The sequence below is a fragment of the uncultured Halopseudomonas sp. genome (genome assembly GCF_963977355.1).
Classification (GTDB): domain Bacteria; phylum Pseudomonadota; class Gammaproteobacteria; order Pseudomonadales; family Pseudomonadaceae; genus Halopseudomonas.
The window spans coordinates 19,953-39,738 of the sequence record NZ_CAXBOV010000014.1; the positions used below are offsets into that span (position 1 = coordinate 19,953).

The 19,786-nt window shown below is 56.6% G+C and carries 21 protein-coding genes; 11 read left to right on the forward strand and 10 right to left on the reverse strand.

What is annotated here, in order from left to right; all coding sequences use genetic code 11:
- Window positions 1-2: 2 nt before the first annotated feature.
- The 6 genes from AAC076_RS09275 to rfbF are packed head-to-tail and all read right to left on the reverse strand — an operon-like array spanning window position 3 to window position 7,095.
- The gene (locus AAC076_RS09275) at window positions 3-1,898 is read right to left on the reverse strand and encodes an N-acetylneuraminate synthase family protein (protein ID WP_339844773.1); all 1,896 of its coding nucleotides are present in this window, start codon (window positions 1,896-1,898) and stop codon (window positions 3-5) included.
- The gene (locus tag AAC076_RS09280; RefSeq protein ID WP_339844775.1) at window positions 1,895-3,259 is read right to left on the reverse strand and encodes a CBS domain-containing protein; all 1,365 of its coding nucleotides are present in this window, start codon (window positions 3,257-3,259) and stop codon (window positions 1,895-1,897) included. The genes AAC076_RS09275 and AAC076_RS09280 overlap by 4 nt, the downstream gene beginning before the upstream one ends.
- Window positions 3,256-3,951, reverse strand: coding sequence for a sugar phosphate nucleotidyltransferase (locus AAC076_RS09285; RefSeq protein WP_339844777.1), 696 nt, complete (start codon window positions 3,949-3,951; stop codon window positions 3,256-3,258). Before AAC076_RS09285 ends, AAC076_RS09280 begins: the two co-directional genes overlap by 4 nt.
- Window positions 3,951-5,273, reverse strand: coding sequence for a lipopolysaccharide biosynthesis protein RfbH (gene rfbH, locus AAC076_RS09290; RefSeq protein ID WP_339844780.1), 1,323 nt, complete (start codon window positions 5,271-5,273; stop codon window positions 3,951-3,953). Before rfbH ends, AAC076_RS09285 begins: the two co-directional genes overlap by 1 nt.
- Window positions 5,270-6,334 carry a CDP-glucose 4,6-dehydratase gene (rfbG, locus tag AAC076_RS09295; RefSeq protein WP_339844783.1) on the reverse strand — a complete coding sequence of 355 codons (1,065 nt, stop codon included), beginning with the start codon at window positions 6,332-6,334 and terminating at the stop codon, window positions 5,270-5,272. The genes rfbH and rfbG overlap by 4 nt, the downstream gene beginning before the upstream one ends.
- On the reverse strand, window positions 6,325-7,095 hold the full coding sequence (gene rfbF, locus AAC076_RS09300) for a glucose-1-phosphate cytidylyltransferase (RefSeq protein ID WP_339844785.1): 771 nt from the start codon (window positions 7,093-7,095) through the stop codon (window positions 6,325-6,327). The genes rfbG and rfbF overlap by 10 nt, the downstream gene beginning before the upstream one ends.
- A 264-nt stretch (window positions 7,096-7,359) precedes the next feature.
- Here rfbF and rfbB point away from each other — a divergent pair, with 264 nt between their 5' ends.
- Genes rfbB through rfbD form a run of 4 tightly spaced genes read left to right on the forward strand, consistent with a single transcriptional unit; the run spans window position 7,360 to window position 10,760 of the window.
- Entirely contained in the window at window positions 7,360-8,460 is a 1,101-nt protein-coding gene (gene rfbB, locus AAC076_RS09305) for a dTDP-glucose 4,6-dehydratase (protein ID WP_339844970.1), read from the forward strand.
- A gap of 5 nt (window positions 8,461-8,465) precedes the next feature.
- The gene (rfbA, locus tag AAC076_RS09310) at window positions 8,466-9,353 is read left to right on the forward strand and encodes a glucose-1-phosphate thymidylyltransferase RfbA (RefSeq protein ID WP_339844787.1); all 888 of its coding nucleotides are present in this window, start codon (window positions 8,466-8,468) and stop codon (window positions 9,351-9,353) included.
- Window positions 9,340-9,882: a dTDP-4-dehydrorhamnose 3,5-epimerase gene (rfbC, locus tag AAC076_RS09315; protein ID WP_339844790.1), complete on the forward strand. Its 543-nt coding sequence runs from the start codon at window positions 9,340-9,342 to the stop codon at window positions 9,880-9,882. Before rfbA ends, rfbC begins: the two co-directional genes overlap by 14 nt.
- Window positions 9,879-10,760, forward strand: coding sequence for a dTDP-4-dehydrorhamnose reductase (gene rfbD / locus AAC076_RS09320; RefSeq protein ID WP_339844792.1), 882 nt, complete (start codon window positions 9,879-9,881; stop codon window positions 10,758-10,760). Before rfbC ends, rfbD begins: the two co-directional genes overlap by 4 nt.
- A gap of 34 nt (window positions 10,761-10,794) precedes the next feature.
- Here the strand turns inward: rfbD and AAC076_RS09325 are convergent, their stop codons facing one another.
- Window positions 10,795-11,058 (reverse strand): YdcH family protein, encoded by a 264-nt coding sequence (locus AAC076_RS09325; RefSeq protein WP_339844794.1) that lies wholly within the window; start codon window positions 11,056-11,058, stop codon window positions 10,795-10,797.
- A 217-nt stretch (window positions 11,059-11,275) separates the two neighbouring features.
- Here AAC076_RS09325 and AAC076_RS09330 point away from each other — a divergent pair, with 217 nt between their 5' ends.
- Window positions 11,276-12,142, forward strand: a complete 867-nt coding sequence (locus tag AAC076_RS09330) for an alpha/beta hydrolase (RefSeq protein ID WP_339844797.1) — start codon at window positions 11,276-11,278, stop codon at window positions 12,140-12,142.
- A 102-nt stretch (window positions 12,143-12,244) separates the two neighbouring features.
- On the opposite strand, the gene AAC076_RS09335 is transcribed toward AAC076_RS09330, so the two are convergent.
- On the reverse strand, window positions 12,245-13,099 hold the full coding sequence (locus AAC076_RS09335; protein ID WP_339844800.1) for an SDR family NAD(P)-dependent oxidoreductase: 855 nt from the start codon (window positions 13,097-13,099) through the stop codon (window positions 12,245-12,247).
- Window positions 13,100-13,306: 207 nt separating this feature from the next.
- On the opposite strand from AAC076_RS09335, the gene AAC076_RS09340 reads away from it, so the two are divergent.
- Window positions 13,307-13,771 (forward strand): hypothetical protein, encoded by a 465-nt coding sequence (locus AAC076_RS09340; protein WP_339844801.1) that lies wholly within the window; start codon window positions 13,307-13,309, stop codon window positions 13,769-13,771.
- Here the strand turns inward: AAC076_RS09340 and AAC076_RS09345 are convergent.
- Entirely contained in the window at window positions 13,746-14,561 is an 816-nt protein-coding gene (locus AAC076_RS09345; RefSeq protein WP_339844803.1) for a TIM barrel protein, read from the reverse strand. The genes AAC076_RS09340 and AAC076_RS09345 overlap by 26 nt on opposite strands.
- A 165-nt stretch (window positions 14,562-14,726) precedes the next feature.
- On the opposite strand from AAC076_RS09345, the gene AAC076_RS09350 reads away from it, so the two are divergent.
- The 4 genes from AAC076_RS09350 to phnE are packed head-to-tail and all read left to right on the forward strand — an operon-like array spanning window position 14,727 to window position 18,024.
- Window positions 14,727-15,593: a putative selenate ABC transporter substrate-binding protein gene (locus AAC076_RS09350; RefSeq protein WP_339844972.1), complete on the forward strand. Its 867-nt coding sequence runs from the start codon at window positions 14,727-14,729 to the stop codon at window positions 15,591-15,593.
- A gap of 3 nt (window positions 15,594-15,596) precedes the next feature.
- Window positions 15,597-16,433 (forward strand): ATP-binding cassette domain-containing protein, encoded by an 837-nt coding sequence (locus AAC076_RS09355; protein ID WP_339844805.1) that lies wholly within the window; start codon window positions 15,597-15,599, stop codon window positions 16,431-16,433.
- Window positions 16,424-17,263, forward strand: coding sequence for an ABC transporter permease (locus AAC076_RS09360; RefSeq protein ID WP_339844807.1), 840 nt, complete (start codon window positions 16,424-16,426; stop codon window positions 17,261-17,263). Before AAC076_RS09355 ends, AAC076_RS09360 begins: the two co-directional genes overlap by 10 nt.
- Window positions 17,260-18,024, forward strand: a complete 765-nt coding sequence (phnE, locus tag AAC076_RS09365; protein WP_339844809.1) for a phosphonate ABC transporter, permease protein PhnE — start codon at window positions 17,260-17,262, stop codon at window positions 18,022-18,024. The genes AAC076_RS09360 and phnE overlap by 4 nt, the downstream gene beginning before the upstream one ends.
- Before the next feature lie 11 nt (window positions 18,025-18,035).
- Here the strand turns inward: phnE and AAC076_RS09370 are convergent, their stop codons facing one another.
- Window positions 18,036-18,344 (reverse strand): DUF2288 domain-containing protein, encoded by a 309-nt coding sequence (locus AAC076_RS09370; RefSeq protein WP_339844812.1) that lies wholly within the window; start codon window positions 18,342-18,344, stop codon window positions 18,036-18,038.
- Between the two features lie 286 nt (window positions 18,345-18,630).
- Between AAC076_RS09370 and AAC076_RS09375 the strand changes: the two genes are divergently transcribed.
- Window positions 18,631-19,758: a branched-chain amino acid ABC transporter substrate-binding protein gene (locus tag AAC076_RS09375; RefSeq protein ID WP_339844815.1), complete on the forward strand. Its 1,128-nt coding sequence runs from the start codon at window positions 18,631-18,633 to the stop codon at window positions 19,756-19,758.
- Window positions 19,759-19,786: the final 28 nt, after the last annotated feature.

The window sequence follows — 19,786 nt, forward strand, 5'->3', positions numbered from 1 at the left end:
TCTCATAATGATTGCAAGTACGCCAGCGCGGCCCAAAAACCGGCACCATGATCCTTGTGCCCTTGCCACACCTCAGGAATAAAACTGGCACCGCCAACTCTGACCTGCGCCCAGGTCGCAGGCCAGTCCACGTCACCCGTGCCCATCAGCACGCCTTCGCCATTGGTACCCTTGGCGTCGGCCACATGCAGGTGTGCAGACAGAGGCAGTAGCAAGCGCAGCGCTTCCTGAAAGTCCAGGCCGAAGTGAAAGCAGGTCATCTGCAGATGGGACAGATCCAGACACAGACGCAGACCAAAGGCCTCAGCCTTCTGAGCCAACTCGTCTGGCATCATGAATATGTTCTGATGACGCTGACCACCGAAGTGCCAGGGAAAAGGCGCCATATTCTGCGGGATCAGTTCGGTAGGACCAAAGTCAATCTGAGCGCAGGAGTCGCGAAAGCGCGCGTAGAGCGTCTCTCGCTGCTCGACAGGCAGAGGCGCATCGGCAGAAAAACCACCAATGTTAGCCACAATCAATTGTGCATCCGCCTGCGGGAAAAAAACGGCAATACGTTGTGTGGCATCTACCACACGCTGCAGGTTGACAATGGAGCGCTGTCGATAGGCTTCATCGTCGGCCACCAGGTCAAGCAGTTCACTGTTCTCGAATAGTTCGGGCGCATGCACGACCAGGCGGTTACACGTCACGGTTCTGAGATATGGCTCGGGATCGACAGACAAATCGCGATAGGACAGATGGAACTCAAACAAGTCAGGTGAGATGCGCGCGTGATACTGCAAGAAATCGTGGTAGCGCACGGGCACGCCCCAACGTATCGGCAAGTCAAAATCCAGTTTCTCCTGCCCTGCACCAGCAATATCGCTCTCGAACAAAAAGTCGCCCTGTTCAATATCACGGCTGGCCGTGCGCTCCAGCAAATCTGCCAGCCGATAGGGAGCCAATCCCTGACCAGGGCTGGCAATGCGCAGTTTGTCCTGGGTAAACACCTCCCCGGCGTTGATCGCGGTTGCAGCTATCACGCTCTTACCGAGATTCTCGCGATTAAGCAGCTCTCCCTGACTAACCTGGCGCTGCATACCTTGGCAGGGCAGCGCCTTTTCCAGCTGACGCACGCCGTCTACCAGTTGTTTGAACTCGGTTGGCTCAAGACTTGCCAGGTGATCCGGTCCTTCCATATTGCGGTCAAGCGTGATGTGTCGCTCAATCAACTTGGCACCCAATGCGACAGCAGCAAAGGAAATGGCAATGCCTCGCTCATGGCCGGAGTAGCCGATCAAGCCGTGCAGTTCACGCAAGCGGCCAATGTAATTGAGCTGAATATCCGTCTCGGGCGCCGGGTAAGCGCTGTTACAGTGCAGCAAGGCGAAAGGCACCTGCAGTGCACGCAATTGCTCAATCGCAGCCACTACTTCATGCTCATAGGACATGCCCGTGGACAGTATCATTGGCTTGCCCAAGGTTGCCGCCTTGGCGATAAGATAGGGATTGCACAGGTCTGCCGAAGCCATCTTGACGGCGGGTAGATCAAAGTCGGCAAGGGCATCCACACTGGCCTCATCCCAAGGCGTGCAGAGGTAAAGAATACCTTGGCTGGAGCAGTATTCGCGGAGCTCACGGTGCTCCTCCAGAGTCAGTTCAACCTTGTCCAGCAAGTCCTGAATGTACTCGACACCCAGGTCTTCAGCACGGGAGCCATCCGCCTTGCTGCGGTAGAGAGCAGCTCGGTTGCGCAGTTGGAACTTGACGCAGTCGGCCCCAGCGGTAATTGCTGCGTCGACCAACTCTTTAGCCAACGGCAAAGAGCCATTGTGATTATTGCCCACCTCGGCGATGACAAAAATGCGCTCGCCACCGACCGGAAAACCACCGATATTCATCGTTATGGGAGTCATTGTATTTTCGTTCGCCATGAAGTCACGCCACTCGATTCAAATCGGAAATTCGTCGTAGTACATCCCAGCTCCCCTACGGCGCGTATAACTGCCTGGCGATACTGCGGTTGTACGTAAAAGAGAAAGAACCCTCCGGCTCCCGCGCCCAGCAACTTGCCCCCGAGAGCACCGGCAGATTGGGCCTTGGCGTAAATATCGTCGAGCTTGGCATCGCTGATCGCCAGGGAAAACTGCTTTTTCAGCGTCCAGGCCTCATGCAGGCAAAGCCCGAAATCATGGAGTTCGCAGCGAATGAGATGTCGATGCATGCGACGGCAGAGCGTGACGCTCTCGCGCAGCAAATCAGTTTGCGCCAGCTCGGCCTCCATCTCTTTGCGCTGCATTTCATGCAGTTGACCCGAGTTGTGCACAAGCCCGGTATCGCAAAGCACCAGGCAGGCCTCCAGCTCGAAACGGGCGGCGTCCTCCAGGCGAATCGGGTGCACCAGATTGCGCTTGTTCTCGAATTCGATCAGGTTGAAGCCGCCGAAGGCTGATGCATACTGGTCCTGCCAACCACCAGCGATACCAAAGCACAAACGCTCGGCCTGGAATGCCAGTTCGGCAATTTCGTAGGTATTCCAGCGATCCTGCCGCAGCTCGTTGAAAGCCGCGATGATGGCGGTAGTGGCTGCAGATGAACCGCCCAAACCGGATCCTACCGGAAAATCCGAGCGCAGATAGAGGTCGAAACCATAAGCAGGACGAATTACTGAAACGATAGTTCCAAGCAAGCTTTTATGCTCGCTCACAACCAACTGCGCCAAGCTGTCGTAATGCTCTTCGTGATCAATATCTTCAGAATAAATGTGCACACTGCCATCGACGCGCGGGACCAACGTTGCATGAGCGTATAGCCCTACCGTGCAGCTCAATACAGCAGCAGGATGGTCAACAAAAAAGTAGGTGAGATCTGCACCACCTCCACAAAAACTCATTCGCACCGGCGCCCTTGCTCTGGCTAAAACCGGCACTTCTGGGCTGGCGGTCATCTGTCGGGTATAGATCTCCCTGAGACAACCACTCGCATCCAGGCCAGGCAATGCGTTGTACCCGAGATCAAAGGTCTTCAGTAAATCCTCGCGCGTTGCACCAATCTCGACTGCCCGGAATTTTCGATTCATACAAGCAGTTACCGGCAGCTTGGTATCACCGCCCTGCAACAGATAGCGACGCACGTCGCCGTTGGTCACCACTCCAACCAGTCGCTGGTCAGACTCGACTACGAAAGCGATCTGTAAATCACCAGACTCAATACACTTGACCGCATCAAGAATCGACTGCTCAGACCCTACTGTCAGCATCTCCAAAAGTCGGCTCATCGCGGCAGACTCCATTGCTCTGATTCTGTGAAGGCTGCCAGCGAGGCTGGCGTGCCTATATCGACAAAGGGACCGCCGTAATGAATGGCAAACAACTGCTCGCGTTCGATGAGGCCCGGCAAAATATCCAGCTCCATCGAACAGGCGCGGGGGTGTTCGGCGGTCAGCGCGTCAGCGGTAAAGCAGTAGACGCCTGCATTGACCGGCCCTGCGCCATCCCTACCTTTCTCACGCAAGGCAAGAACCCGGCCATCAGTACTTATACAGAGGCTGCCGTAACGCTTACGCTCCGCAACGTCTGCAGCCAGAATCAGATTGTGAGTACCACCCTTAAGCAGTGAGAAGGCTTCGCTACTCAGATAGGTATCGGCATTGAGTACCAGATAGGGCTTATTAACCGGCCAGTGCTGCAGCGCATGCAACAAAGCTCCGCCGGTCCCCAGCGGCGACTCCTCAACCACAAGATGCAGACGCAAATCAGCTTCGCTAGCCAGGGACTCAAGCAGACCTTGCAACTGATCGGCCCGATGTCCGGCACAGAGCACGGCTTCGTGAATCCCGGCCGCCCTGAGCTCTTTCAATAACAGCAACAGAAAGGGCTCACCTCGAACATCTACAAGCGCTTTCTGCCCGCCCTTGGTCACCGAGTGCAGTCGTGTACCCAGGCCGCCACACAGGACATAGGCGCGCATCAGATGATTCTCGCGAAAAATGTTTCAATGCTGCTGGCAATATGCTCCAGGTGCTCCTCATCGAGGCCGGGCCATACACCCACCCAAAAAGTATCGCGCATGACCTTCTCGGTCACCGGCAACGCTCCAGAGACACGGAAATTGCGACCCTGCATGTAAGGCTGGCGGACCAGGTTACCAGCGAAAAGCAGTCGTGTGCCGACGCCCTGAGAATCAAGAAAACGGAGTAGATCGACGCGCTGATAACGCTCTCCATCGCGGAGCGTGAGGGGAAATCCGAACCAGGAAGGATCACTCTTGGGCGTGGCCTGGGGCAGAATCAGGTAATCGCTGCAAGCGCTCAGCCGCTCATGTAGCCAGGCAAAATTACGCTTGCGCGTTTTAATAAAATCGTCCAATCGGTCCATTTGCGCCAGCGCGCAGGCGGCCTGCATGTCGGTAATCTTCAGGTTGTAACCCAGATGGGCATAGGTGTACTTATGATCATATCCTTCGGGTAAATCGCCTTGTTGCCAGCCAAAACGCTTGCCACAGGTATTGTCCTCACCTGGAGGGCAGTAGCAGTCACGGCCCCAGTCCCTGAACGACTCCATGATCCTTTTGAGCAGAGGCTTGTCGGTGAAAACGGCTCCGCCCTCTCCCATGGTGATATGGTGCGCGGGATAAAAGCTCAAGGTACCTATATCCCCGAAAGAACCTACCATCCGACCATCATAGGTAGCGCCCAAGGCGTCACAGCAATCCTCAACCAACCACAAATCGTATTTGTCGCAAAGCGCCCGCACCACGCCCAGATCGAAGGGATTGCCCAAGGTATGAGCCAACATTATTGCTTTAGTACGCGGGGTTATGGCTGCCTCGATCAGGAGGGGGTCAATATTGCAGCTGACCAGGTCAACATCCACAAAAACCGGTACCGCACCGCACTGGATAATCGGATTGACCGTGGTCGGGAAGCCTGCCGCCACAGCTATGACCTCATCGCCGGGTACAATCGCCCTCTCGCCCAGCCGCGGAGAGGTTAATGCTGAAAACGCCAGCAAGTTGGCCGACGAGCCTGAGTTAGTGGTCAACACACAGCGCCGGCCAAGGTATTTAGCCAGCCGCTTTTCAAAAGCGTTATTGAAACGACCCGTAGTGAGCCAGCCATCCAAGGCGGCGTCAGTCATCATCTGCAGCTCACCGGCACCTATTACCTTGCCCGATACCGGTACCGTCGATGTCCCAGGTACGAATGGAGCGGGCGCCAAGCTGAGCTCCGCGTACTCCTTGACCTTAAGCGCAATCTCATCACGCAATTGCTGCTTGCGAGCCTCACTCATACGAATTCTCCCTGGTAAAGCGCTATCTGCTGCAGACAAAATGCGTGCATGTCCTCACCGTCTCTCCAGGCACGGTGCCAATCCAGCGTTTGTTGAAGGGCCATATCCAGCGACCAGCGCGTCTGCCAACCAAGAATCTGTTTGGCGCGTGAGGAGTCGAGCGCCAAAAGTCCCGCCTCATGCATCTGACCTTCCTCAGCACAACACCAGCGTACTTCACCCGCCGACCAATGCTCGGCCAAGCATGTTACGACTGACTCTACACTGGCTATACTCGCGGCATCCGGGCCGAAATTCCAGGCTGCCGCGCCGTTGAGGTCGTCCGTCAGCAAACGTTCCGCCAGCATCAGATAGCCAGCAAGCGGCTCCAACACGTGTTGCCAGGGCCGCGTTGCGCCGGGGTAACGTAGTACCAGCTCTTCGCCCGCATCCCAGGCACGCAGCACATCTGGCACCAAGCGCTCCGCAGCCCAATCGCCCCCACCTATCACGTTACCTGCGCGGGCTGTTGCAAGTGGCACACCCGAGGAAGAGAAAAAAGCGTCGCGGTAGCTCGCACATACCAATTCCACGCAAGCCTTGGAGTTACTGTAGGGGTCGAATCCACCCAGTCGATCATTTTCACGATAGGGCCACTGCCACTCCTGATTTTCGTAGCACTTATCGGTTGTCACAACGACGATGGCCTGCAGCGACTCGGTATGGCGCAATGCCTCCAGCAGATGCACGGTACCCATTACGTTGGTTGAATAGGTTTGCACCGGATCACGATATGAGGCACGAACAAGCGGCTGGGCCGCAAGATGAAAAACAATTTGCGGCGCAAATGCCAGCACCTCGTTCGCCAGAGCCTGCTGATCACGAATATCGGTAAAGCTGCCCTCCACACCACTTGCTAAACCTGCGGCCGTCCACAGCGAAGGTTCGCTCTCAGGTTCCAGGGCAATGCCATATACCTCAGCCCCGAGACTTCGTAGCCATATGGCGAGCCAGCCTCCCTTGAACCCGGTATGACCGGTCAACAATACTCGCCTACCTGCCCAGAACGCATTCACTCCCACAGGCGCCACTCCGCGTTGCCGCTGGCCCAACGCTCTTCCAGAAAATTGCGATCCCGCAGCGTATCCATTGGTTGCCAGAAGCCTTGGTGGAAATGGCACATCAACTCACCATCGCTGGCCAGTTGCCGCATGGGTTCGAACTCCCAAGTGGTGTTGTCATCGACGATATAATCGAGAGCCGCTGGTTCAATCACAAAAAAACCACCATTGATCCAGCCACCATCACCGAGCGGCTTCTCCTGAAAACCATTGACCTGGTTGCCCTGTATATCCAGCGCGCCAAACCGGCCCGGGGGCTGCACTGCGGTAACGGTCACAAGCTTGCCGTGCTCGCGATGAAACGCAATCAGTTCAGGGATATTAATGTTGGATACCCCATCGCCGTAGGTAAAGCAGAAACTCTCGTCACCCAGGTATTCACGCACTCGCTTGAGACGCCCGCCTGTACTGGACATCTCTCCGGTATCAACCAGTGTTACTCGCCAGGGTTCTGCATGTCGCTGATGAATATGCATGCGGTTCTCCACCATGTCGAAGGTCACATCCGACATGTGCAGAAAGTAGTTGGCGAAGTACTCCTTGATTACATACCCCTTGTAACCCAGACAGATAACGAAGTCGGTAATACCGTAATGCTGGTAAATTTTCATGATGTGCCAGATGATCGGCTTACCACCTACCTCAATCATTGGCTTGGGTTTGAGGTGCGACTCCTCGCTGATTCTGGTCCCAAGACCACCCGCCAGAATGACTGCCTTCATTATTTTTTCCTTGTTCTGAGGCTACTGATCGCCAATATCTTGGCATTGTGTCACCTTCAAAGCTCTATTCTCAGCTAGAGCAAGAACCTTGCCAATCTGGGTCATTCTGCTATCAGGACTACTGGCTGACAACAGGACGTTCGAACAAACTCCAATCAGTAGGATCCAATGGAACCATTTGCCCTCACCTCAAGCCTGTATCAAACTGGCTCTGAAACCGGCGATGGTTGGCTTGCGGAGATCAGCCGAACACTAGGAGCAGGCATGGGTTTACGATTCTTAGTCACCGGCGGCGCCGGCTTCGTAGGTTCCGCCGTTATACGTCACCTTATAGCGGACACCGTGCACGTCGTCGCAAATGTCGACAAGCTAACCTACGCTGGTAATCTTGATTCGCTTGCGGAAGTCGCCAGCAGTGATCGTTACAGCTTTCATAAGCTCGACATCTGCAATCAGGAATCGATGGCAAGGCTGCTTTCCGATTTCCAACCAGATATCGTTATGCACCTGGCCGCCGAGTCCCATGTGGATCGATCCATTGACGGCCCGGCTGCTTTTATTCAAACAAACATCGTTGGGACATACAGCCTGCTGGAGAGCGCCCGAGCCTACTGGCAGACATTGGATGGCTCTCGAAAAGCAAACTTCCGTTTCCACCATGTGTCCACCGATGAAGTGTATGGAGACCTTGAGGGAGCCGAATCGCTATTTACTGAAGAAACTCCTTACGCCCCAAGTTCTCCCTACTCTGCGACCAAAGCCAGTTCAGACCACCTAGTTCGAGCCTGGCAGCGTACGTATGGGTTACCTGTCGTCATTACCAATTGCTCGAACAACTACGGGCCTTATCATTTCCCCGAGAAGCTAATTCCCCACATAATCCTCAATGCTATCCAGGGCAAACCGCTACCGGTATACGGTAACGGTGGTCAAATCAGAGACTGGCTCTATGTAGAAGACCACGCTCGCGCCCTGGTGGAGGTAGCGACTCGCGGCCGGGTGGGAGAGACTTACAACATCGGCGGGCATAACGAGAAACGCAATCTGGAGGTGGTCGAAACGCTGTGCACGCTGCTCGATGAACTAGCCGTTGATGAGAGACCGACGACCCTGAAAAGCTATAAAGAGCTGATTACCTTTGTAAATGACCGCCCAGGGCATGACCAGCGCTACGCTATAGATGCGTCAAAGATCCAACGCGAACTCGGTTGGGTACCGCGCGAAACGTTTGATTCCGGAATCCGCAAGACCGTAGAGTGGTATCTGATCAATCGCCCCTGGTGGCAGCGCGTACTAAGCGGTGACTATCAGCTCGCGCGCCTGGGGGCGGCGGACCTTGCTACCGCCACAGTGAAAAAGGATTAACCAATATGAAAGGCATCATTCTGGCCGGTGGATCAGGTACCCGCCTTCACCCGATTACGCGGGGCACATCAAAACAATTGCTGCCGATCTACGACAAGCCAATGATCTATTACCCGCTGTCGGTGCTCATGTTGGCTGGCATTCGGGAAATCCTGGTTATCTCCACGCCGGAGGATCTGCCCAGCTTTCGCAAGCTACTCGGCGACGGCTCCGATTTTGGCATCAGCCTTGAATACGCCGAGCAACCTTCCCCGGATGGACTGGCCCAGGCCTTCCTTATTGGCGAAGAATTTATTGGCGACAGTAATGTGTGCCTGATCCTGGGCGACAACATTTTCTATGGTTACGGGTTCAGCGCAATGCTCAAAGAGGCAGCAGCTCGCACCTCGGGAGCCACTGTGTTCGGCTACCATGTGAGCGACCCGGAACGCTTTGGCGTGGTGGATTTCAACGCTGAAGGCCGTGCTGTCTCTATCGAAGAAAAGCCAGCAGTCCCCAAATCCAACTACGCGGTGACTGGTCTATATTTCTACGACAATGACGTGATAGAAATCGCCAGAAACATCAAGCCGTCACGGCGCGGCGAACTGGAAATCACCGACGTGAACAGTGCCTATCTGGAGCGTGGAGATCTCAATGTCAGTCTGCTTGGGCGTGGTTTTGCCTGGCTCGATACAGGCACGCACGAGTCACTGATGGATGCCGGCCATTTTGTACAGACCATTGAAGCGCGCCAGGGTCTCAAAGTCGCTTGTCTTGAGGAAATCGCGTTCAATCAGGGCTGGCTGTCGGCTGAGAAGCTGAAAGCCCATGCAGAGGCGCTCAGCAAAACAGGTTATGGCCAGTATCTGAGCAAAGTGCTCGCCCAAGGGCCGAGCAATGAAGATTATTGAGACGGCACTACCCGGCGTCCTGATTATCGAGCCTGCCGTCTTTGCCGATGAGCGCGGCTTCTTTCTGGAAAGCTTTCATGCCGAGCGTTACCGTGAAGCTGGCATAGATATGGCTTTCGTACAGGACAATCACTCGCGCTCTCGCAAGGGCGTGCTGCGCGGCTTGCACTTCCAGCGCCGCCACCCCCAGGGCAAACTGGTGCGTGCCAGCCGTGGCTCGATATTTGATGTTGCCGCAGACATCGATCTAGCCTCCCCCACCTTCGGTCAGTACGTTGGCGTTACGCTGTCAGACGAGAACCATCGTCAGATGTGGATCCCGCCGGGCTATGCCCACGGCTTCTGTGTATTGAGTGATGAGGCTGACTTCGAATACAAATGCACCGATCTGTATTACCCGAAGGACGAGGGCGGAGTGTTGTGGAGCGATCCGGACCTGAATATCCAGTGGCCCCTATTGGACCCGCTGCTTTCAGCCAAGGACCTCGCGTTGCCGTCACTCGCTGACCTGGCGAAACATTCCCGATGAGGGTCCTGCTCACTGGCGCCTCCGGGCAGGTTGGCCATGAAATCGAACGGCTGGCCCTGGCTGGCTTCGATCTTCTGGCGCGAACCTCCTCCCAGCTCGATATAACGGACGCCAGTGCAGTGCTAGCGGCGGCATCAGATTTTAAACCCGATATCATCATGAATGCCGCCGCCTACACAGCAGTGGATCAGGCCGAAAGCGAATCGGAATGCGCATGGAGCGTCAATAAGACGGGCCCAACCAATCTCGCCAAGGCTGCACAAAATGTAGGTGCGGCTGTTTTTCATCTGTCTACTGACTATGTATTCGCTGGAGATTCGAAATGCGCGTACCGGGAAACAGATGCCCCGGGACCCACCGGAGTCTACGGTGCCAGCAAGCTGGCCGGCGAGCAGGCGCTCATGGCTGAGGTTCAAAGATCTCTGATCCTGCGAACCAGTTGGGTATTTGGCGTACACGGCAAGAATTTCGTCAAGACCATGCTCAAAATGGGCGCTGAGCGCGAGGAGTTGAGGGTGGTCGCGGACCAGAGAGGCTGCCCAACGTCGGCAGCGAGCATCGCTAACTGCCTCTGGGCGCTGGCAGCGCATTATCGGAAAGCCGGGGACCTCCAGTGGGGCACCTACCATTTTGCTGGCTCGCCAGTCTGTACCTGGCATGACTTTGCTCAGGAAATCCTCAATAGAGCCCTTCAGGCAGGATTGCTCCACAGACTTCCTGTCTTATGTCCGATCACGACGCAGGACTATCCCACTCCGGCCCAACGCCCGGCATTCTCTGTGCTGGACTGCTCACAAATTCAGCACACTTTCGGCATCAGCCAGCCCGATTGGCGGGACGATCTGGATGAAGTACTGGAACAGCTGCGGCTGCAATAGTCGGGGCTGAGCAGCCCCCTGGCCTAGGGAGATCTCAGGACCCAGTAAGCGCCGAAGACTCGAATTCGCGAATCATGCCAGCCAACTGATCCTTGAGGTTGAGGCGCTGCTTTTTGAGAGTATCCAGGTATTCATCGGAAGCACTCTCTGCACCGGTTTCAAAGCGATGCACTGCATGGTCTACCTCATGGTATTCCTCAAACAGCTTGGCAAAATGATTGTTACTGGTTTTCAAGTGATGGATGGCTTCTTTTGATTCGGGCATTTCGTGAATCAGATCGTGTTTTTCCAGGGACATGCAGAAAGCCTCTATGCTTGAGATGGATTATCTTCCGTCACTATCAACCCTTCGGGCTCACCTGTTCTTGATCTTGATCAAGGAAGTAATGAATGCGCGGGGAGGGCCGTTCGTGACATTTGAATGAAGCTTGATCAGCGGTAGGCAACTGCAATGTAGCTGTCATCCGCGTGGGGTTAGCTGTGGGAAAACCCGGCCGACTCCAACGAGGTGAACCATGTATGCCGAAAAATCCGTTGTTCGCGTGCATCGCGACCTGAAAATCCACACCACCCTGTACCCCAACCCCCGTACAAGCGAGACCGTTATTCTGGTCAACGGCTCCTTGGCAACCAGCGCCTCTTTCAACCAGTCAGTGCGGTACCTTCAACCTTTGTTCAACGTGGTTCTGTTTGACCAGCCCTACCAGGGCCAGTCGAGACAATACAATCCGGCCATGGCGATGATCGACAAACAGGATGAAGCCCTGATTTTGTTGGATCTGATTGACCTGTTCCGTGCTGACCATGTGCTGGCGTTTTCATGGGGCGGCGTGGCAACTTTGCTGGCTCTGGCGCAACGGCCAGAGCGGATACGCAGCGCCGTGATCAGCTCCTTTTCTCCGGTCCTCAATCCGGCTATGCAGGGTTATCTGGATTGTGCACAACAGAGTCTGGCTACCTGCGATCGTCAGGCAATCGGGAAGCTGATCAATGAAACCATCGGGGAGCATTTGCCCTCACTGTTCAAACGCTGCAATTTCAGACACGTGAGCTCTCTCGAGGAATTCGAGTATGCGCAGATGTTGCTGCACGTTAGACAGGTACGGGAGCTGGATTCGGCGCAGTATATGAGCTGCGTGGGTAATGTGAAGGTGCCGTTGTTGTTTGTTAATGGCGAGTGGGACCACTACACCTCGCCCGCAGACGCCAGGCAATTTAGCAAGCTGGCGCCCCAGTCGGAATTTGCGACTATTGCGCATACTGGGCACTTTCTGGAGATGGAGCACAAAACGGCTTTGCAGGACGTACAAGGAGCGGTAGAAGGCTTTCTGTTGCGTGGGCGCTCTGTTGCCGGGCATGCGCGACTGGCTATGGCTGGGTAGTACGAGGACGGCTGCCGGGAATGGCCGAGTTCCATCTCGGCCGGTGGGGCTCTTGGCTACCTTTTACCAAGTTGGAACTCGATTATTCCCGGATGCCTCTGCTTACTGCGGATTCATTGAGTCGAACACGGTTTTTTCTGCATCCGCAGCCGCGGCGCGCATGGCAATCAGCTGTTTGATCTTGCGATGCGGGAAGACGTAGAACTGGTCGTCTTCGACAGCCTTGAGGGTCATTTCGGCCACATCAGTGGCTTTGACTCGGCCTTTTTCCACAGCGGCTTTAAGAGCTGCAGCACGCTCCTGATCGATCGCGCTCGGAGCAAGCGTGTCGGCCATATCCGCAGGACGATTGCGGGCCGAATCGTGAATACCGGTGGGGAAGAACGCCGGGCATAGAACGGTCACCCCAACGTTCTTGGCGCCTACATCACGCAGGTCCAGCGCCAGTGTCTCGGAGATCGCGACGACCGAGTGCTTGGTCGCGTTGTAGACAGCCATACTCGGACCATTGACCCAACCAGCGGCGGAGGCGACATTGACCACGTGACCTTCGCCCTGCTCGATCATCATCGGAATAAAGGCTTTCAGGCCCCAGGCAACACCATACACATTCACCCCAACGACCCACTCCCAATCAGCCGGAGTATTCATCCATACGGGGCCGCCAACACTGACGCCAGCGTTATTGAACAACAGGTGCGCGCCACCGAAACGACTTTTTGCCAGTTCCGCGAAGGTCTGAACCTGCTCCAGCTTGGAAACATCCAGGCGCATGGTGACGGATTCAATCCCGGCGTCCAGCGCTTTGACCTGATTCAGGGTTTCTTGCATGCCGGCTTCGTCAACGTCCCCCAGCACCAGCTTCATACCCCGTGCGGCACAACGCAGCGCGAATTCGCGGCCCAGACCACTACCGCCACCGGTGATTACCGCCACTTTACCTTTCAGGTCTTGCATGTGTTCTCTCCTTGCAGGGCCGCGAGCCAAAACCGCAGCTAGATTATTGATCTTGTGAATAGCATGACCGTATCGGCCTACTCAGACCAGATCTATCATTCAGGTTGATCGGTGTTTATCACCTGCTCCCGGATCATATTGGTAGATCCAGTCCATTGCCGGGATAGTCACGTTACACTGTGATCAAGTCTGACAACCGGAGGCACCATGACTTACCCCAATGCAACCCGCCGCACGGCCGCCTCCAGTCTCCTGCTGGCTGCTGCCGTGACGCTACTCGGCGCCTGTGCGGCCCCGCAACCCAGGGATGAGCTGGCCGAGGAGCAGGCGCGAGTCGTTCTTGAGACTCGCGTTAGGGATCGTGTCGAGGCATACCGGCTGGACGGCGAACTGGTTGATGGTTTGCGCTTTAACGACCTGATTCCCGGCAGCCACGATTTACGGGTACGCCACCATTTTGAAATGCCCGGATCAGCAGGCGGCGCCGGCTTGTTAGGCGAACCCCAATGGGAAAGATGCATAGTCGCTGTACGCTACAACGATTTCGCCGGCGGTGAGCAATACGTCTTCGATGTAGAGCGAAGGGGTTTTCGCACGGTAGGCTGGCTGCGCTCGAAAAGTGGCAAGAAACTCGCCGAAGCCGAGGTCATACGCTGCGGCCCGGCTGTTTGATAAAGCCGGATCTCTGCCACTCGCCCAACCACCTCAGGTCATCCGTTGAGCCGGGTTCCAATCGATACTCGGCGCCAATCCAGCCCCGGTAGCCGCTGCGCTCGAGCGCGGCAAAAGCTTCGGTAAAGTCGATGATGCCGCTGCCCGGTGCACCTCTCTCTGGCGCATCGGCGAACTGCACGTGACCAATCAGCCCCTTGAGTCGGTCGATCACGGCCGGCAAGGATTCATCCATTCGCTGCATATGATAGAAATCCAGTTGCGCCGACAGATTCGGGTGAGCAACACGCTCGATCATCTGCGCCAGGTCCTCGCCAGTCGCTAGCAGAAACTCCGGCATATCGATCCGATTAATCGCCTCGCACACCACCTCCACATCTATCGCGGCAAAAGCCTCAGCCGCATTGGCCAGGCTAGTTGCCAGGGTTTTCAGTGCGCTGTCACGGGATACTCCTTCGACAAGACGCCCGGGCAGCACATTGACCCGCTGCGGCCGAGCAATAGCTGCGTACGCCAGTGCCTGCTCCAATGCTGACTGGAACCCAGCTTCCCGACTCGGCACTCCGGCAAGACCTGCTCCGCCCTCAAGCAGATCCCCTGCAGGTATATTGAACAGCACCAACGGCATCTGCGCACACTGCAATGCGTCCCGGAGCTGCGCCGCAGGCACCGCGTAGGGAAACTGGATCTCTACACCATCAAACCCGTTCTGCGCCGCTGCCTCGACGCGCTCGAGCAAGGGTACCTGGTTAAAAAGCATGGATAGATTGGCAGACAATGGCCAGGGCATGGCGCGAGCACCTCGTAAAGATCGATGGGTCGATAATAAGCGCAACACAGCCGCGGACCAAAGGCAGTCCGTTTCAAAGGGCCATGCTACAATCCTGCCACGCCCCGACCGGACTCGACACCTGGTTGGGAGTCTTCCGCTATTGAACCGGAGAAATACATGTCGATTTCTAAACGTCCGCTGGCCGTCATGGCTGGCTTGTGCCTGTCTGTTGCCACCCTGTTTGCCGCACTGCCCGCCGCAGCTGAAACCACAACTTTACGGGTTTCTGCGATTCCAGACGAAGCCCCCACTGAACTGCTGCGCAAGTTCGAGCCCCTGGGCAAATACCTTGAGCAGGAACTGGGTATGCCCGTGACCTTCCAGCCGGTATCGGATTACGCCGGTGTGGTTGAAGCGCTGGGTGCCGGCCGCCTCGATCTGGCCTGGCTCGGCGGTTTCACTTTTGTCCAGGCACGCCTGCGCAGCGGTGACGCAATCCCAGTCGTTCAGCGTGAGCAGGACGCCGTATTTACCAGCACCTTCATCACCGCCAACCCTGATGTAAAAGAACACAAGGATCTTGAAGGCAAGAGCTTTGCATTCGGTTCTGTCTCTTCTACTTCTGGTCACCTCATGCCACGCTATTTTCTGCAGCAGGAAGGCATCGACGCAGATAGCTTCTTCAGCCGCATCGCCTTTTCTGGCGCCCATGACGCCACCGCCGCCTGGGTCGAATCCGGTCGAGTGGACGCCGGTGTCCTGAATGCGTCGGTATGGGACAAACTGGTAGCTGAAGGCAAGGTTGATACTGACAAAGTTCGGGTTTACCAGCGCACGCCCACCTATTTCGACTACAACTGGACTGTGCGTGGCGATCTCGAGCCGGAACTGGTCGAAAATATTCGCCAGGCATTTCTCAAGCTCGACCCCGAGAACCCCGAGCACAAGGTGATTCTCGATCTGCAGCGCGCCAGCCGCTTTATCGAGACCAGCCCGGAAAATTATGAAGGCATCGAGCAGGCTGCACGCGCTGCCGGTCTGCTGGAGTAATCCGTGGGCATCGTACTCGAAGGCGTGGGCCTGACCCACGCCGGCGGGTTGCCAGCCCTGCAGGATATCGACCTGCGCATCGAAAAAGGTGAGCGGGTTGCCGTCATAGGCTCATCAGGCGCAGGCAAGACCTCCTTGCTACGCCTCCTGGCCACTGGGCTGATGCCCAGTAGTGGACATTTATCACTGCTGGATCAGGCTCCGGCCCAATTGCGTGCCGGGGCCCTGAAAAAACTGCGCAGTCGTATCGGCCTGATTCACCAGAGCCCGCCTCTGCCGCCACGCCAACGGGTAGTGACAGCAGTGCAGGCTGGGCGCTTGGGACAGTGGTCTTTGCCCCGGGCGTTGGCATCGCTTTGCTATCCGCTGGATATCGATGGGGTCGAACAGGTTCTGGCACCTTTGGACCTTACCGCCAAGCTTTTCAGTCGTTGCGATCAGCTGTCAGGCGGCCAACTGCAGCGTGTTGGTATTGCCCGCGTGCTCTATCAACGCGCGGAACTGGTGCTGGCTGATGAGCCTGTTGCTGCTATGGATCCATTATTGGCAGATCATACTGTCGCCCTGCTCAATCGGCTGGCTGCAGAACGCAATGTCACTCTGGTAGCCAGCCTGCATGCGGTGGACCTGGCGTTGAAGCATTTTCCACGCGTGATCGGGCTGCGCGCGGGGCGGCTGCATTTTGATTGCCCGGCAGAACAGGTAACTGATGCGCTGCTTGAATCCCTGTACGCCAACGACGAACTGGGCCCGGTGCAATCAACTGATCAAGTTCATGGGACGTCTGCGGCGCACCAGCACTCCAGAAACACCGCAGGGGTCGCCCCGCGATGTCTGTAGGATTGCCGCTGCGCTTACGATGGCGTGATCCCGCCGCACTACCCCGCCTGCTTATAACCGTAGCAGCGCTGATTATTCTCTGGCCGGGCCTGCTATTGACCGAGTTCAATCCGGCTACTTTGGTAGAACCCGATAACGCATCGGTCATGGGGCGATTCCTTGCCGGCTTCTGGCCGCCGGACCTGTCACCCCGCTTTCTTGCTTTACTGGGGACCGCCACTCTGGAAACCCTGGCAATGGCGACGGCGGGGCTGACCCTGGCTCTGCTGCTGGCCGTGCCGATGAGTCTGCTGGCTACCCGATCACTCTCGGTTTCCTCGCTACTGACTGGACATCCCGCCCGCTGGTCATCGATGGCGCGCTACCCAGTCAGGCTGGTACTGATACTGCTGCGCAGTATTCCGGAAATCGTATGGGCGCTGTTGTTCGTGCGTGCAGTCGGGCTCGGCCCCACTGCCGGGGTTCTGGCCATCGCCATCACCTACAGCGGCATGCTCGGCAAGGTATATGCCGAAATCTACGAATCGATCGATCAGGCACCCGCGCGCGCCTTGCTGCAAAGTGGCAGTTCGCGGCTCGGCGCGTTCTTCTACGGCATCCTGCCGGGTGCAGCGCAGGAGCTGACCTCCTACACGCTGTATCGCTGGGAATGCGCTATTCGCGCCTCGGTCATCATGGGGTTTGTGGGTGCGGGCGGCCTGGGCCAGATGATTGATCTGTCGATCCGCATGTTCGCCGGCGGAGAGGTCATCACCATTTTGGCAAGCTTTCTGTTGCTGGTGCTGCTGGCTGACCAGCTCAGCTCCGTTCTACGCCGGAGGCTGGCATGAGCCGTCGCTGGCAAGCGCTCATCCTGCTCAGCTTGATTCTTGGAGCCATTGTCGCGTCCTTCAGCTACCTGGGGATGGATCTCGGAGCACTTGTACGCGGCGACGGGCCAGCGCAGATGGCTACTTATGCTCAATCTTTTTTTCCGCCTGAAACCTCGGCACCCTGGTTGCGGAGAATAGGTTGGGGCCTGATGGAAACGTTGGCTATTTCTGCGATAGGCACCTTGCTGGCGGTTGCTGCCGGGGCCATTCTCAGCCTGCTCGCCGCGGGCAGGTTAGGCATCATTGCCCGTGGACTGGCGCGCCTGTTGCTCAATGCATTGAGGTCCGTGCCAGAACTGGTGTGGGCCGCATTGATGGTGCTGGCCGCCGGCCTGGGACCCTTCGCTGGGGCACTGGCCATTGCGTTGCACACCACCGGCGTGCTCGGCCGACTGTTTGCCGAAGCCCTGGAGAACAGTCCCCGGCAGCCAGCCCAGGCATTACAGGATAGCGGCGCAGGGGCCACTGCCGCCTTCTTTTACGGCACCCTACCCAATGTATTACCGCAGTGGCTGGCTTACAGCCTGTATCGCTGGGAGAACAATATCCGTATGGCTGCGGTGCTGGGTTTTGTCGGTGCGGGAGGGTTAGGTCAGATGCTTTACGTCACACTCAGCCTTTTCCAGCAATCAAAGGCACTGAGCGTCATTCTGGCGATGCTTTTTCTGGTACTGGCGGTAGACGGGCTCAGCGCCTGGCTGAGACGTCGCCTGGCCTGAGCAACACCACATCAATGCGTTGCCGCGCGCTCCTGCACGAGCACCCAGGGGCGAATAACTACCGCCCAAAGGGTGTCCGGATTACGCACACTCCAGTCCGCTGCCTCCTCATCGGAGGCAGGCCCCAGCTGCTTGGCTTCCATCCAATGACGAACCTGCTCGGTATCATCGCGGGTAAAGGCGCCAGCTACCTCTACGAGATCCAGCTCACGGCTTACCGACAGCAGACTACCGGCAGCAAAGTGCCGCTCCAGCGCTTTCCACTCGATCTGGGAAGTCGCGCCCAGAATGGCGGCATAGGACTCATCGGGGGCCGTCATGCGATATATCCTCATCAATATTGAACCAGCGCATGGTAACCATCCTGCCTGCACTTGCAACATTTGGTCGGCAAGTCCCGCAAAAAAAGCCTATTGTGACAAGGGCGTGTCGACTTTCAGACATAATGTTGCAACAAGAGGACATTGCTCCGGAAATTGGTAACCGCTGATTCCCTGCGCACACGCACATTGCTAAACTGCGCCGGTACAGTTCCGGGAGTGAGTCGTAGGCACCTGCCGACACCGCCAACTCTTCGACCTATCGAACATCAAGCGAGAAAATAAAATGAAAATGGCACAGAAGAAAGCAATCTCCCTGTTTATTGCCGCCGCCGCAGTAGCAGGCGCCAGCAACTTTGCGCTCGCAGCAGACAATATCAAGATAGCCCTTGCAGGCCCCGTGACAGGTCCTGTTGCGCAATATGGTGACATGCAGTTCATCGGCGCCAAGATGGCTATCGAGCAGATCAACAAGGCTGGCGGCGTTAACGGCAGCCAGCTCGAGGGCGTCGTGTTTGATGACGCTTGCGATCCAAAGCAGGCCGTCGCCGTGGCCAACCGCATCGTGAACGAAGAGATCCAGTATGTGGTAGGTCACCTGTGCTCAAGCTCCACTCAGCCCGCCTCTGACATCTATGAAGATGAAGGCATTCTGATGGTCACAGCCGCCTCCACCAGCCCGGAAATCACCGAGCGTGGCTACGAGCTGGTCTTCCGTACCATCGGCCTGGACAGCCTGCAGGGTCCGACCGCGGGCAATTATATTGTCGAGCAGGTCAAACCCAAGAAAGTCGCCGTTATTCACGACAAGCAGCAGTATGGTGAAGGCATTGCTACCGCCGTACGCGACGTACTGGTGGAAGGTGGCGTTGCTGTTCCCGTATTCGAAGGCATCACTGCCGGTGACAAGGACTTCTCCGCACTGATCGCCAAGCTGCGTCAGGAAGGCGTCGATTTCGTCTATTACGGCGGCTACCACCCGGAGCTGGGCCTGATTCTGCGTCAATCATCAGAACAGGGCCTGGATGTTACCTTCATGGGCCCTGAAGGCGTGGGCAACCCCGACATCTCCGCGATCGCCGGTGAAGCGTCCGAAGGCCTGCTGGTTACACTGCCGAAGGCATTCGATCAGGATCCCCGTAACGCAGAACTGGTTGCCGCATTCAAGGCTAACAACGAGGATCCATCTGGCCCCTTCGTGTTCCCGGCCTACGCCGCAGTTCAGATCATTGCGGACGGCATCAAGCTGGCTGGCGAAAATGATCCCTTTGAAGTAGCCAAGGCCCTGCGTGGCAACGAGTTCGATACACCTACCGGCACCCTGAGCTTTGACGAAAAGGGTGATCTTCAGGACTTCAACTTTGTTGTATACGAATGGCACGCTGACGCGACCAAATCTGCTCTGACCGAGTAAACCCCAGGTTCGGGCCCCGGGCTTTCCC